This is a genomic window from Mycobacterium pseudokansasii, from assembly GCF_900566075.1.
In the GTDB taxonomy this organism is placed as follows: domain Bacteria; phylum Actinomycetota; class Actinomycetes; order Mycobacteriales; family Mycobacteriaceae; genus Mycobacterium; species Mycobacterium pseudokansasii.
In genome coordinates, this window is sequence record NZ_UPHU01000001.1 from 3,488,433 (window position 1) to 3,500,853 (window position 12,421).

The window sequence follows — 12,421 nt, forward strand, 5'->3', positions numbered from 1 at the left end:
TGGCGGGCGCAGTGACTGCGGTCTCGATGACCAACTACGGCGCGGTCCGATCGCCTACTGCCCCGCTTGGCGGGTTGGCGTGATCAGCGCCCACGAGCGGTTTAGGGGTCGCCGCGTCTGCGGGCTCGCCTAACAGCAGGGAACGAACCAGACGGCGCGGGCCGAACGGCCGCAGCATGTAGCTGGCCGGACGCGTGCGCACCCGTTGCGGCCACCAGAACCAGCGCCCGAGCAGGGCCGCGATCGATGGCGTCATCAGTGAGCGCACGACCAAGGTGTCGAACAACAGGCCCAGACCGATGGTGCTGCCGGCCTGGCCGATGGAGCGCAGGTCACTGGCGACCATCGACATCATGGTGAAGGCGAACACCAGGCCCGCGGCGGTGACGACCCCGCCCGTTTCGCCCATCGACCGGATGATGCCGGTCCTCAGCCCGGCGCCGATTTCCTCCTGAAATCGCGAGACGAGCAGCAGGTTGTAGTCGGATCCGACGGCCAACAGGATGATCAACCCGAACACCGGCGCGATCCAGTTCAGCTCCAGGCCGAAGATGTGTTGCCACACCAGTACGGACAGCCCGAAGGCCGCGCCCAGCGAGAGCAAGACCGTGCCGACGATCACCAGCGAGGCGACCAAGGCCCGGGTGATGATCACCATGACCACGAATATCAGTGTCAGAGCAGCGATTCCGACGATCATGAGGTCGTATTTCGAGCCGGTCTGGATATCGTTGTACACCGCCGCCGTGCCGGTCAGATAGAACTTGGCGTTGGTCAGCGGTGTGCCCTTCACGGCTTCGTGCGCAGCGTTGAGTTCCGGCTTGACGCCGGCAATCCCTTTGGGAGTTGCCGGGTCCGCGTCATGGGTGATGATGAACCGCGCGGCCTTACCGTCCGGGGACAGGAAGAGCTTCAGACCGCGTTGGAAGTCGGGATTGTCGAACGCTTCCGGCGGCAGATAGAAATAGTCGTCGGACTTCGAGGAGTCGAAGGCCTGGCCCATCGCGCTCGCGGTGTCGGTCATCCGAGACATTTGGCCGACCAGGCCTTCGAAGCTGCTGTGCAAGGTCAGCAGCGTTTCCTGCATGGATCGCGCGACATCGATAATCGGCGGGAACTCGGCGAGCATGCGGGGCAGTAACGCGTCGACATTGTTCATGTCCTTGAGCAGCGTGTGCATGTTCTCGCTGAACTTGTCCACGCCGTCGATCGCCTCGAATACCGACTTCGCCGCCCAGCACACGGGAATGTTGAAGCAGTGCTGCTCCCAATACAAATAACCGCGCAGCGGCCGCGCGAAATCGTCGAAGTCCGCTAAGTGGTCTCGCATCTCGTCCAGCGTGGCCTTCATGTCGTTCATGTCGCCGACCATGCGATGAGTCGTGTTGCTCAGCTGCCCGAGCAAGCCGTACATCCGTTCCATCGAGCCGACCATGACGCCAAGGTCGTCGCTCATCTTGAGCATATCGGCCATCCGGTCCCTCATGAATTGCAGATTCTCTTGGATCGGAATGGCCTGCATACTGATTTGAAAAGGGATCGACGTGTGCTCGATCGGACTCCCCAGCGGCCTGGTAATGCTTTGTATTCGCTCGATACCGGGCGTACGGAAGATGTTCTTGGCGATACGGTCCAGGATGATCATGTCGCTGGAATTCCGCATGTCGTGGTCGGCCTCGACCATGAGAATGTCGGGATTCATTCTGGAAGGGCTGAAATGACGCTCTGCCGCGGCGAATCCGACGTTCGACGGCAGGTGGGGAGGTATGTAGTAGCGATCGTTGTAGCTGATCTTCATGCCCGGCACCACGAGCATGCCCACCAACGCGATGAGCAGCGAGGCCACGAAGATCGGACCCGGCCAGCGGACGGTTGCGGTGCCGATCCGCCGCCACCCCCGCGTCTTGATCATCCGCTTGGGATCGAGCAGACCGAACCGGCTGGCCACGGCGACGACGGCCGGCGCCACCGTCAGCGCTCCCGCGATCACGATCAGCAGTCCCAGCGCGGACGGAATGCCCAGCGCCCTGAAATAAGCGAGTCGCGCGAAATGCAGACAGAAACTCGCCCCGGCAATCGTCAACCCCGAGCCCAAAATGACGTGATAGGTTCCGCGAAACATCGTGTAATAGGCCGTCTCCCGGTCTTCACCGGCCTGACGCGCCTCCTGATAACGTCCGATGAGAAATATCGCGTAATCCGTTCCCGCCGCAATGGCCAGGGACGACAGCATGGCGACCACGAACGTCGAAAAACCCAGCAGGTCGTTGTAACCGAGAATCGCAATGACTCCCCTAGCCGTCAGCATCTCGAGGAAGACCATAAAGAGCACCAGCAGCACGGTGCTGACGGAGCGATAGACAATCGCGAGCATGATCATGATGACCAAGCCCGTCACGCCCATCATCTTGAACATGCTTTTGTCGGCGGCCTCGTTCATGTCGGTGGTGAGCGCTGCCGGACCGGTGACGTAGGCCTTGATTCCTGCGGGCGGGTGCGACTCGTCGACGATCTTGCGAACGGCGTCGACGGACTCGTTGCCCAGCGTGCTGCCCTGGTCGCCGGCCGTATTGATCTGCGCATATGCGGCTTTGCCATCGCTGCTCTGAGCACCGGCGGCGGTGACGGGGTCTCCCCACAAGTCCTGCAGATGCTGCACGTGTTTGTGGTCGGCCTGCAGCTTTTTCACCAGGCCGTCGTAATAGCGATGCGCTTCGTTGCCGAGCGGTTTATCGCTTTCCAGGACAAGCATGACGATGCTATCGGAATCGAATTCCTGGAACGTCTTGCCCATGTGTTTGGCGGCGATCATCGCCGGTGCATCTTGCGGCGACATGGTCACCGCGTGTGATCTCGCGACGAATTCGATCCACGGCACCAGAACGTTCACGGCGATGGTCAGCAGGAGCCAGGCGAGAATGATCGGCACGGCGAACGTGCGGACCGCCCGCATGAATCTCGGGCGGGTGTCGTCGTGGGCTTTCATGCGGCCTTCACCAAACAGAACGTCTGGGCGTGGTGTCCGCTGGACGATTGTTCGTCCTTGACGACGCCGTTGACGGTGATGCGGCACCCGATGCTGTCGCTATTGCCCTGCGCCACAACGTTGGCGATCACGGCCGGTAGCGTCGTCGTCATCGTGTACGTCCAGGGCAGGCTGGTGAAGTTCGCTTGTTCGGGCTGGGTCTCCTTGTTCAGATAGCTCACGCTTCCGGCAGTGCCGGCGGGCCCGAAAACCTCATAGGTCACGTGTTTGGTGTTGATCGACTCGATCACGCCAGAGTTGCTGCCCGTCCAGGTAAAGATCGGGTCGGAGCCGAAAACGCCGCGGAGCCTGTCCACGGCTATGCCTCCGGCGGCAAGCGCGATGACGACAACAAGCGGTATCCAACCTCGCTTGAGAAAGGTGAGCACTGAAGTTCCCCTCCGCTCATCGCCATGCCGGTCGGTACGTAGTCCACGCCCTGGCCGCCGCGTGGACTAGGGCCGTTGGACCCGGGCGGCGGTGGTCGTTGGGCACACGAACTGCGGTTGCCTGATCACCTTTATACCATACCCCCTATGGTATTTTTGGGGCCCTGGCGGCAGCGCTTCGAACGCGCCGTCGGCGCTGGTTACCTCGTTTCCGGTGATTAAACTCCGAGCCCCCTCATCACGGTGGTGATGCCATCCGCGGAAACGGTGCGGACGAGCGATATTCGCCAGGCAATTACGCGAGCAGCTGGGCGACGCACCTGGCCGCATCCGCGATCAGCGCCTCGCTCCATTCGGCGTCATACCCGCCGGGGGCGCGATCGGACAGGATCGCCACCACGTGAGACACGCCGGCGGGCGACCACACCACTGCCACATCGTTGGCCCGGCCGTAGTCACCTGAACCGGTTTTGTCGATGACCTTCCAGTCGGCGGGAAAGCCGGCCCTGATCCGGTTGGCGCCCGTGGTGTTGCGTGCCATCCAGTCGGTCAGCATCGCGCGCTTGTCGGGTGGCAACGCTTCCCCGAGAACGACCTGCTGATAGTCCAGCGCGATCGCGTGCGCGGTGGTGGTGTCTCGCTCGTCGCCGGGAGGGTCGCGGTTAAGCTCCGGTTCCTCCTGGTCCAAGCGACTCACCGAGTCGCCCAGGCCGCGCAGGTAGCCGGTGAACCCCGAGGTCCCGCCGACCTCGGCCAGCAACAGGTTGGCGGCGGTGCCGTCGCTGTAACGGATTGCGGCGTCGCAGAGTTCGCCGATGCTCATCCCGGTGGCGACATGCTGCTGGGTGATCGGCGAGATCGACCGGATGTCGGCGCTGGTGTAGGTGACCACCTTGTCCAAGTGGCTGAGCGGGTGCTGGTGCAGCACCGCCGCGACGAGCAGCGCCTTGAAGGTGGAGCAGAAGGCGAACCGCTCGTCGGCGCGGTAGGCGATTGCCGCCGTCGTGCCGGTTGCCGGCACGTATACGCCCAGCCGGGCCGCATATCGGTGTTCGAGTTCGGCGAAGCGACTCTGCAGATCCGGTGCCGGTGACGTCGCGGTCGAGGCCGGGTGAGCACCGCCGCCGCTGCGGGCACATCCGGCGAGCGGAGCAAACGTGGCCATCGCCAACAGCAGGTCGCGACGAGTTACCGCTGCCAAGAGCGGGCGTGCTGTGCGCATCGCGAAAGTCTGTCACGGTTGCGTGCGGCGCGCCGTGGGCGTCACGCCGACCGGGGCCTTCGTTTTGCGTCTTTGCGTCCGAAGCGGCCATGCGCAACGATGCAGGCATGCGGTGTGACGTTGCCCGTGAGGAGCTATCGGCGCGACTGGACGGTGAGCGTCCGCAGATGCTGGCCCAGCAGGTCGATGCCCATCTGGAATCGTGCCGCCGCTGCCGCGCCTGGCTCATCGGTGCGGCGGCACAGACTCGCCGATTCGCCGCCGTCGACGCCCGCCGCGGACCGGACCTGGCCGGACGAATCCTGGTCAGCGCCGGCGTTGCGCCCACGCCGCGCTATCGCCGGTGGCTGCATAGTGTAGGCCCGCGTCACTGGCAGTGGTGCCTGATGACGGTGGGCGTGTTCCAGATTGCGATCGCGGCTGCGCAGATCAGCGGCATCGATTTCGGCATCATGCCTCGCCACCAGCCCGACGCGATGATGCACGGCGAGCACTTGCTGCACGAGTCCACCGCCTGGTTGCTGGCGCTGGGACTGGCCATGATCGTGGCCGCCGTGTGGAGTAGCGCCGCGCTGGGTGTGGCCGCCATTGCGGGTGCCTACTCGTTGGCGCTGTTGGGTTACGTGGCGGTGGACGCCTGGCACGGTGAGGTGACGGCGGCACGCATTGCCAGCCACGTGCCCGTGCTTGTGGGTACGGTGTTCGCGTTGCTGGTGGCGCGAGACCGCACCGGGGCCCGGACGTCACAGCCGACCGAGGCCGAGTTTGCGCCAGCTGTGAGGCCACCGGCTGTCGCTCACGGTCGGCGCCACGGGCATCTGCGGCCGATGAACCGTTCTACGACAGCCGGTCGTACGCACGGCGAGCGATGCCGTTTAAGGTGGATGCCCATGACCGCGGCAACCGACGACGAGGCCGTCACCGAACTGGCCTTGGCGGCTGCCACCGGCAACGCGCGCGCGCTTGAGGCGTTCATCAAAGCCACGCAGCAAGATGTGTGGCGGTTCGTGACCTACCTGTCGGATGCGGGCAGCGCCGATGATCTGACCCAGGAAACCTTCCTGCGCGCGATCGGCGCCATTCACCGGTTCTCTGGGCGCTCCAGCGCCCGCACCTGGTTGCTTTCGATCGCACGGCGTGTGGTCGCCGATCACATCCGCTATCTGCGGTCACGGCCCCGGAGCGCACCCGGCGCCGATCCCGAGCGTCTGCTCGACGGCCACGCTCACGCTCGCGGTTTCGAGGAGCTCGTCGAAGTGACCACGATGATCGCCCAACTCACCGCCGACCAGCGAGAGGCGCTGTTGCTCACGCAGTTGCTCGGGTTGTCCTATGCCGATGCCGCGGCGGTGTGCGGCTGCCCGGTCGGCACCATCCGGTCCCGAGTCGCTCGGGCGCGCGATGCGCTGCTGGCCGATACCGAACGCGACGAACTGACCGGTTAGTTCAGTCCGGCGACCCAGGCGGCGGCTTCCGCCACGGTGCCGACGGTCGCGATGCCTGCGGGAAGCGGTGGGCGCGCCACCATCACTACCGGAATGTCAAGTGCCGCAGCGGCATCCAGCTTGGCCCTGGTCATGTCGCCGCCGCTGTTCTTGGTGACCAGCGCGTCGATGTGATGTTGTCCAAGGAGCTGGACTTCAGCGTCGTAACGATATGGGCCGCGGGACAGCACCACCTGGTGACGACGCGGCAACACGGTGTCGTCGGGTGCGGTGACCGCGCGGATCAAAAACCACGCGGCACTTTCGGCGAATGCCTTGACACCCGAGCGGCCCGTGGTCAGGAAGACACGCTGAAAGTGTTGGTGTTCAACGGCTTCGGCAGCCTGGGTATCCGACGCTACGACGATCGCGTCGCCCGGATCCCACGGCGGCCGGGCCAGCATCAGATAGGGCTTGTTGAGTTCACCGCAGACCTGCGCGGCGTGCGCGGTGATGGTCGCCGCGAACGGGTGGGTGGCATCGACCACGGCGTCGATGTGTTCGTCAACCAGCCAGCGCCGCAGGCCGTCGACGCCACCGAACCCGCCGATTCGCACCGGGCCGACCGGCAACGCGGGGTCGGGCACCCGGCCGGCGAGCGAGCTGACGATGTCGACGTGCGGGTGCAGGCTTGCGGCCAGCGCGCGTCCCTCGGCGGTGCCGCCGAGCAGTAGCAGTCGCGTCAATGCGCCTCCCGGCGTGCGGTCGAGTACAGGTAGCTGTCGGTGAAGCCGTCAGCGGCCAGCACGTCGCCGACGATGATGACGGCGGTTTTGGTGATGCCCGCGTCGTGCATCTGTGCGGCGATGCCGGCCAGCGTGCCGCGCAGCACACACTGCTGTGACCAGCTTGCGAAAGCGACGACGGCGGTGGGCGTTTCGGGGCGGTAGCCGCCGGATAGCAGCTGCGGAACGATGGCGTCGATCTGCGCGGCGGCCAGGTGTAAGACCAGGGTGGCGCCGGACTTGGCCAGGGTGGCCAGGTCTTCGCCGGGCGGCATCGGTGTGGACAGGGTCGCGATTCGGCTCAGCGTCACCGTCTGGGCCACTCCCGGGACGGTGAGCTCACGTTTCAGAGCGGCGGCGGCAGCCGCGAAAGCCGGTACCCCCGGCACGATTTCGTAGCCGATGCCCAGCGCGTCCAGGCGGCGGCATTGTTCGGCGAGCGCGCTGTACAGCGACGGATCACCCGAGTGCAGCCGGGCCACGTCGTGGCCGGCCGCGTCGGCGGCGGCGAGTTCGGCCACGATCTGTTCGAGCGTCAGCGGCCCGGTGTCGACAATCTTCGCGTCCGGCGGGCAGTGCGCGAGCAGGTCTTTCGGCATGATGGAGCCCGCGTACAGACACACCGGGCAGCGTTCGAGGAGACGCTGACCGCGGACGGTGATCAGATCCGCGGCACCCGGTCCGGCTCCGATGAAGTAGACCGTCACGGCTTGGTCACCTTGGTCACCTTGGTCACCTTGGTCACCGTCCATTGCGTCACCGGCCGCTGCGGGTGCCAGCCGGTAAAGCCGCCCAGCGGCTCGCCGTGGTAGTGCTGGAAGCGTCGGAGCTCGCCGCCGTATTGCGAATATGCCTGCACCAGTAGGGATTCCGACTCGACGGTGACCGCGTTGGCCACCAGGTGGCCGTTGGCCGGCAGGTTGGCCAGGCAGGCGTCCAGGACGCCGGGCTGGGTCAGGCCGCCACCGATGAAAATGGCCGCCGGTTTCGTCGCGCCCTCGAACTGGTCGGGCGCTTCGGCACGCACGTCGATGTCGACGCCGAAGGCGGTGGCGTTCTGCTCGATGTTGCGCCGGCGCCGTTCGTCGCGTTCGAACGCCACCGCGGTGCAGCCCGGCGCGCTGCGGCACCACTCGACGGCGATGCTGCCCGAGCCCGCGCCGACGTCCCATAACCGCTGTCCCGGCCGGGGCGCGAGTGCGGCCAGGGTAACCGCCCGGATGCCGTGTTTGGTGATCTGACCGTCGTGGGCGAACGCGTCGTCGGGCAATGATGAGGCGCGCTCGTCGGGAAGGTAGCGGATGGCGATCACGTTGAGATCATCTGTGTCGCTTCCGGTTTCGGTGGCCCACCGTCGCGCGGAGCCGTGGCGGCGGCGTTCATGTGGCCCGTCGAGCTGTTCGAGCACGCTGAATTCCGAGTCGCCACGGCCGTTTTCGTTGAGCAGCATGGCCAGCGCCTTGGGGGTGGTTCGGTCTTTCGAAAGGACAATCGCCCGACCGCCGCGGCGTATCGCGGTGTGCGGCGGTGCGGTGACCAGGCTGATCACCTCGGTTTCGTGGACGTTCCAGCCCATTCGGGCGCATGCCAGTGTCACCGCCGACACGTGCGGCAACACGGTGACCCTGGCGGTGCCGAACAACCGGATCAGGGTGCCGCCGATGCCGTGCAGCAGCGGGTCGCCGCTGGCTACGACATGAATGTCCGGTCTATCGGCCGGCAGGCCCTGCAGGGCCGGCAGCATCGGTGACGGCCATTCGCGTCTGGCAGTGGTGACCGTGCCGTCGAGCAGGTCGAGCTGCCGCTGTGAACCGTAAATAATTGTGGCCCTTTGCAATTCTTGTCTTGCGGCGTTCGAGAGGCCGGGCATGCCGTCGGCGCCGATGCCGACAACGATGATCATCGCGGCATCCGGCGCCACACGAACTGCGGCAGCAGCCTCATGGCGAAGAACATCGGGCGCAACGCCCACGGGACCCAGACGATGCGCCGGCCCTTGGCCAGGGCACGTGCGGTGGCCTCGGCCACTTGCGCCGGGGTGCTGGCCAGCGGCGCGGGCGTCATGCCCGCCGTCATGCGTCCGATCACGAACCCCGGCCGCACGATCAGCAACCGTACGCCGCTGCCGTGCAGCGCGTCGGCCAAACCGCTGGCAAAGCCGTCCAAGCCCGCCTTGGCCGACCCGTAGACATAGTTGGCCCGACGCACTCGCACCCCGGCCACCGAGGAGAACACCACCAGCGATCCCTTGCCGGCCGGTCGCATCGTGGCGGCCAGCTGGGTGAGCAGGCTGACCTGGGCGACGTAATCGGTGTGCACAATGGCGATCGCATGCTCGGCGTCGGTTTCGGCCCGGGCCTGCTCCCCCAGGATGCCGAAGGCCAGCACCGCGACGCCGATGGGTCCGTGCTCGTCGGTGATCGCGGCGATCAGCGGGCCGTGCGTGGCCAGGTCGTCGGCGTCGAATTCCCTGGTGTGGACGGCTGTTGCCCCGGCCGCCTTGATGGCGGCGACGTGCTCGGTGAGCCGGTCGGCGTCTCTGGCGGCCAATATCACCGGAGCGCCGGGAGCCAGGCGGCGCGCGAGTTCGATGCCGATCTCGCTGCGGCCGCCGAAAATTACCACCGGAGCTGCGCCCGTGTCGTTCACGGCTGCGATTATCACCTGCGCTAGCGTGGGTGGCGATGGCGAAGACCACGACACGGCTCACCGACGACGCGATGGCGTTTCTCACCGAACGCCATCTGGCCATGCTGACCACGCTGCGGGCCGACAATTCGCCGCACGTGGTGGCCGTGGGTTTCACGTTCGATCCCACCACGCATATTGCTCGCGTGATCACCACCGGCGGTTCTCAGAAGGCCGTCAATGCCGAACGCGGCGGCATCGCGGTGTTGAGTCAGGTGGACGGCGCCCGCTGGCTGTCGCTGGAAGGCAAGGCCTCGGTCAACCGGGACATCGACGCTGTGCGAGACGCCGAATTGCGCTACGCCCAGCGCTACCGGACCCCGCGGGCCAATCCGCGGCGGGTGGTCATCGAAGTTCTTGTGGAGCGGGTGCTGGGGTCGTCGTCCTTGCTTGACCGGGTGGGGTAGCCGCGGCGAGCGGGTAGCGCAGCCAGGCGCCGCCGGCGGGCGCGGCTGCGGCATGCACCTGGGCGTTCTGGTTTCCGGTTCGCGGGAGGGCGAAGTCGGCATTGACGGCCGCACAGGCTAACGGCGCCTGGTCGAAGCTCACCCGATTTGGCGTCAGCGTCCAGGTGCCCGCGGCGTTGCGGCAGGCCGCGGGGTGCGGGGCGTCGCACGGCGCGGCCACCCAGCGGCCGGTGGGCGCTTGGAGGGTGCAGCTTCCGGCGGTCGTGCGCGGCTCGTCGGGGGCCCAGCTCCACAACGTGGCCTGGATGCGCCCATCTTCGGGGAGCAACTGGTCGAAGCCGAACAGGTTGACACCGCAGTCGGTCATCGCCTGCACCTTCGACGGTGTCAGCGCCGCCGGGTCCGCGGGTGGGCGGGTTGGCTTGGTCAGGGCCGACACCAACGTGGAGTCCTCGTAGTAGCGGACGAGCTTTGTGGCGTACACCTCGCTGCCATAGGTGGCGTCGCAGGTGGGGTACGGCTGGTAGCCCGACGTCGAGCCGCTCTCCACCTCCGGGCCCTTCCAGGTGAAGACGTCGGCCGACCAGTTCGGTATGCAGGAACTGACGAGCACGACTTGCGCGCCCGCGGCGCGGACGTCATTGCGTGACGTCTGCAGCGGCAGCGGGACACAGCCGTTGGTGGCGCGGCCGGCCGGGTCGGGGTGGTAGATCAAGCTTTGTCCGTCCGGACGGCGGAGGGTGTCTTCGAGTGTGTCCAGTGCCGATGAGTATGCCGTTGCGTCCTGCAGTTCGTCTTCGAGGTAGAGCAGGATGACTTCGTCGGTGTGCCCAGGTGTGTTGAGCCAGTTTTTGATCTGTGGAAGCACTGCGGTCAACGGCGGCTCGTTGGTGCAGCCCAGGTTGCCGTTGTTGGGTGCGAGCCCGTGGCAGACCGTGACTTCCCGCTTACCCAGAAGCTCCAGCCTGGGGAGGTAATGCAAGTCGAGTTCGAGGCCACGGACGTCGATGTCCAACTGCTGGGCCAGCGACAGCTGCTGATTCGAGTCGGCGTGTGAGAGCGTGAACGAGTCGCTGAGGCTGTTGAACGAATTGTGGGTGCCCAGCCACTGAGCTTGACTGATCGGCAATGGGTCCGCCAGGGCGTACTGGAATTGCGCCGTACGGTGCACCCATGACTGCAGATAGGCGTCGCGCGCCGCCTGGGTCACTTTATGGGCCAGCGGGAGTGCGCAGTGTGTGTCCGCGATGCCGACGCGGCGACATTCCGCGGCGACGGCGTCGGCGAACTTGTTGAGCGCCACGCACGGGATCGCGATGGGGCTGATGGCGTCACAGGGTGCGGTGGGCGAGATTTGCTCCGAGGGGTCGGCGGTTACCGGCGCGGCCGTGATGACCGCCAGGCTGGTGACGCCAACGACGACCGCTCTGTGCAGCCATCGGGTGCCGGGCATGCGGGCTACTTTGGCACGGCGGCCTGCGGATTTCTAGGGATGTTGTCGAGGTGTTGTAATTGCGGTTTGGGGGTGGGGGTTCGTGAACAAGTCGAGCACCTGCTGGGTAATGCGCCTGCTTGACGGAAATACCCGGTGCTGCCGACAAGCACCAACCCTGCCTAATTTCATTTCGCCCCTGTCCAAGACCACGATGACCACGCAGGGGCAGCAGAACTCAAGCTAGTGCTCGGCTATCGTTCCCGAAACAACGGCTTTCCATTCTGATCCAAGCAGGATGCGACGATCTCATCAATTGACACATTCAAAAAGAATGACAATTTGACAAGTTCCGCCGTACCAGTCACTGAATCAGAACTGCTAACAGCGACCGCGGCACCATCGGAAGAGATCAAAGTCAGCCGATCAACCCCTTCAAAGTCCCGGATATCGATATGGAAGTTAGGGGCTAGCTGCTCCCTCAAGACCGGAATTCTTAAACGCGGCAATTCACGCTTCCGTCTAATAGCCTGACAGAATCTGCCAAAAAAGTACTTTTCAATAGTATCCATCGACGGGGCAGCCAAGATGAAGTGTTCCGGACCCATGCGGTCAGAGTCCTTGACGACAAACCAGCCGCGGTCATTCCAGCCAATAAAGAGTCGAATTTCACCCAACGATGCCCAGAATATTGCGCGTCCATCTTCACTGCGGGATCCAGGAGTCAGGGTATATCCAGCAATATTTCCCCATTCCTCGAGCCTTGCCGGGATTTCTATGTGCGTGTTCATCGCAATATACCAAGGTCAAGTAGTTCTTCCACGCTGAGCGCCCTACCTTCGCTGTCGAATATCCGGACCTGTATCGACTCCTAGCCCTTCGACATGCCAGCCGGCAGGGAGATGATCGAATTCATATGCGTTATACGGCTCACGTAAGTTATTGACGTGCAGTGCTCGCGCCTCCCAGGATGCCGGCGCGCCGTCTACCATGATCGTCAGATACTGCCCGTCCACGTTCCCAATCCGGTCGAATTGCCTGCCGTAAAA

11 protein-coding genes and 1 pseudogene are annotated in these 12,421 nt (G+C 65.0%); 3 read left to right on the forward strand and 9 right to left on the reverse strand.

The window, feature by feature from the left end; all coding sequences use genetic code 11:
- Nucleotides 1-34: 34 nt before the first annotated feature.
- The 3 genes from EET10_RS15875 to bla all read right to left on the reverse strand — a co-directional run bounded on the left by EET10_RS15875 (nt 35) and on the right by bla (nt 4,636).
- A complete protein-coding gene (locus EET10_RS15875; RefSeq protein WP_122502295.1) occupies nt 35-2,986 on the reverse strand; it encodes an MMPL/RND family transporter in 2,952 nt (983 codons plus the stop codon).
- Nucleotides 2,983-3,414 (reverse strand): MmpS family transport accessory protein, encoded by a 432-nt coding sequence (locus EET10_RS15880; protein WP_036405466.1) that lies wholly within the window; start codon nt 3,412-3,414, stop codon nt 2,983-2,985. Before EET10_RS15880 ends, EET10_RS15875 begins: the two co-directional genes overlap by 4 nt.
- Nucleotides 3,415-3,709: 295 nt before the next feature.
- Nucleotides 3,710-4,636 carry a class A beta-lactamase gene (gene bla, locus EET10_RS15885; protein WP_051490661.1) on the reverse strand — a complete coding sequence of 309 codons (927 nt, stop codon included), beginning with the start codon at nt 4,634-4,636 and terminating at the stop codon, nt 3,710-3,712.
- Between the two features lie 107 nt (nt 4,637-4,743).
- On the opposite strand from bla, the pseudogene EET10_RS30885 reads away from it, so the two are divergent.
- Both EET10_RS30885 and sigC read left to right on the forward strand, forming a co-directional pair.
- Nucleotides 4,744-5,376 (forward strand): annotated as a pseudogene (locus tag EET10_RS30885) (DUF2275 domain-containing protein); the annotation flags it as partial.
- 150 nt (nt 5,377-5,526) lie between these two features.
- On the forward strand, nt 5,527-6,081 hold the full coding sequence (sigC, locus tag EET10_RS30890; RefSeq protein ID WP_244601965.1) for an RNA polymerase sigma factor SigC: 555 nt from the start codon (nt 5,527-5,529) through the stop codon (nt 6,079-6,081).
- On the opposite strand, the gene EET10_RS15895 is transcribed toward sigC, so the two are convergent.
- From EET10_RS15895 to dprE2, 4 genes are read right to left on the reverse strand one after another with little or no spacing between them, the layout of a single operon-like run.
- Nucleotides 6,078-6,806, reverse strand: a complete 729-nt coding sequence (locus tag EET10_RS15895; protein ID WP_036405468.1) for a cobalt-precorrin-6A reductase — start codon at nt 6,804-6,806, stop codon at nt 6,078-6,080. The two genes, sigC and EET10_RS15895, sit on opposite strands and share 4 nt — an antisense overlap.
- On the reverse strand, nt 6,803-7,552 hold the full coding sequence (gene cobM / locus EET10_RS15900) for a precorrin-4 C(11)-methyltransferase (protein ID WP_122502808.1): 750 nt from the start codon (nt 7,550-7,552) through the stop codon (nt 6,803-6,805). Before cobM ends, EET10_RS15895 begins: the two co-directional genes overlap by 4 nt.
- Entirely contained in the window at nt 7,549-8,748 is a 1,200-nt protein-coding gene (gene cbiE, locus EET10_RS15905; protein WP_122502809.1) for a precorrin-6y C5,15-methyltransferase (decarboxylating) subunit CbiE, read from the reverse strand. The genes cobM and cbiE overlap by 4 nt, the downstream gene beginning before the upstream one ends.
- A complete protein-coding gene (dprE2, locus tag EET10_RS15910) occupies nt 8,745-9,494 on the reverse strand; it encodes a decaprenylphospho-beta-D-erythro-pentofuranosid-2-ulose 2-reductase (protein WP_122502296.1) in 750 nt (249 codons plus the stop codon). Before dprE2 ends, cbiE begins: the two co-directional genes overlap by 4 nt.
- Before the next feature lie 29 nt (nt 9,495-9,523).
- Here dprE2 and EET10_RS15915 point away from each other — a divergent pair, with 29 nt between their 5' ends.
- Entirely contained in the window at nt 9,524-9,940 is a 417-nt protein-coding gene (locus tag EET10_RS15915; RefSeq protein ID WP_174719695.1) for a F420-dependent biliverdin reductase, read from the forward strand.
- Here EET10_RS15915 and EET10_RS15920 read toward each other — a convergent pair.
- Both EET10_RS15920 and EET10_RS15925 read right to left on the reverse strand, forming a co-directional pair.
- On the reverse strand, nt 9,879-11,393 hold the full coding sequence (locus EET10_RS15920; RefSeq protein WP_122502297.1) for a phosphoinositide-specific phospholipase C-related protein: 1,515 nt from the start codon (nt 11,391-11,393) through the stop codon (nt 9,879-9,881). The two genes, EET10_RS15915 and EET10_RS15920, sit on opposite strands and share 62 nt — an antisense overlap.
- Before the next feature lie 233 nt (nt 11,394-11,626).
- Nucleotides 11,627-12,163 carry a TNT antitoxin family protein gene (locus EET10_RS15925; protein ID WP_122502298.1) on the reverse strand — a complete coding sequence of 179 codons (537 nt, stop codon included), beginning with the start codon at nt 12,161-12,163 and terminating at the stop codon, nt 11,627-11,629.
- Nucleotides 12,164-12,421 lie beyond the last annotated feature (258 nt).

What these genes read in the sequence shown, in the direction of transcription:
- bla (WP_051490661.1), bottom strand. Translation starts at nt 4,636, where the DNA reads ATGCGCACAGCACGCCCGCTCTTGGCAGCGGTAACTCGTCGCGACCTG.
- sigC (WP_244601965.1), top strand. Translation starts at nt 5,527, where the DNA reads ATGACCGCGGCAACCGACGACGAGGCCGTCACCGAACTGGCCTTGGCG.
- EET10_RS15920 (WP_122502297.1), bottom strand. Translation starts at nt 11,393, where the DNA reads ATGCCCGGCACCCGATGGCTGCACAGAGCGGTCGTCGTTGGCGTCACC.
- EET10_RS15925 (WP_122502298.1), bottom strand. Translation starts at nt 12,163, where the DNA reads ATGAACACGCACATAGAAATCCCGGCAAGGCTCGAGGAATGGGGAAAT.
- EET10_RS15875 (WP_122502295.1), bottom strand. Translation starts at nt 2,986, where the DNA reads ATGAAAGCCCACGACGACACCCGCCCGAGATTCATGCGGGCGGTCCGC.
- cbiE (WP_122502809.1), bottom strand. Translation starts at nt 8,748, where the DNA reads ATGATCATCGTTGTCGGCATCGGCGCCGACGGCATGCCCGGCCTCTCG.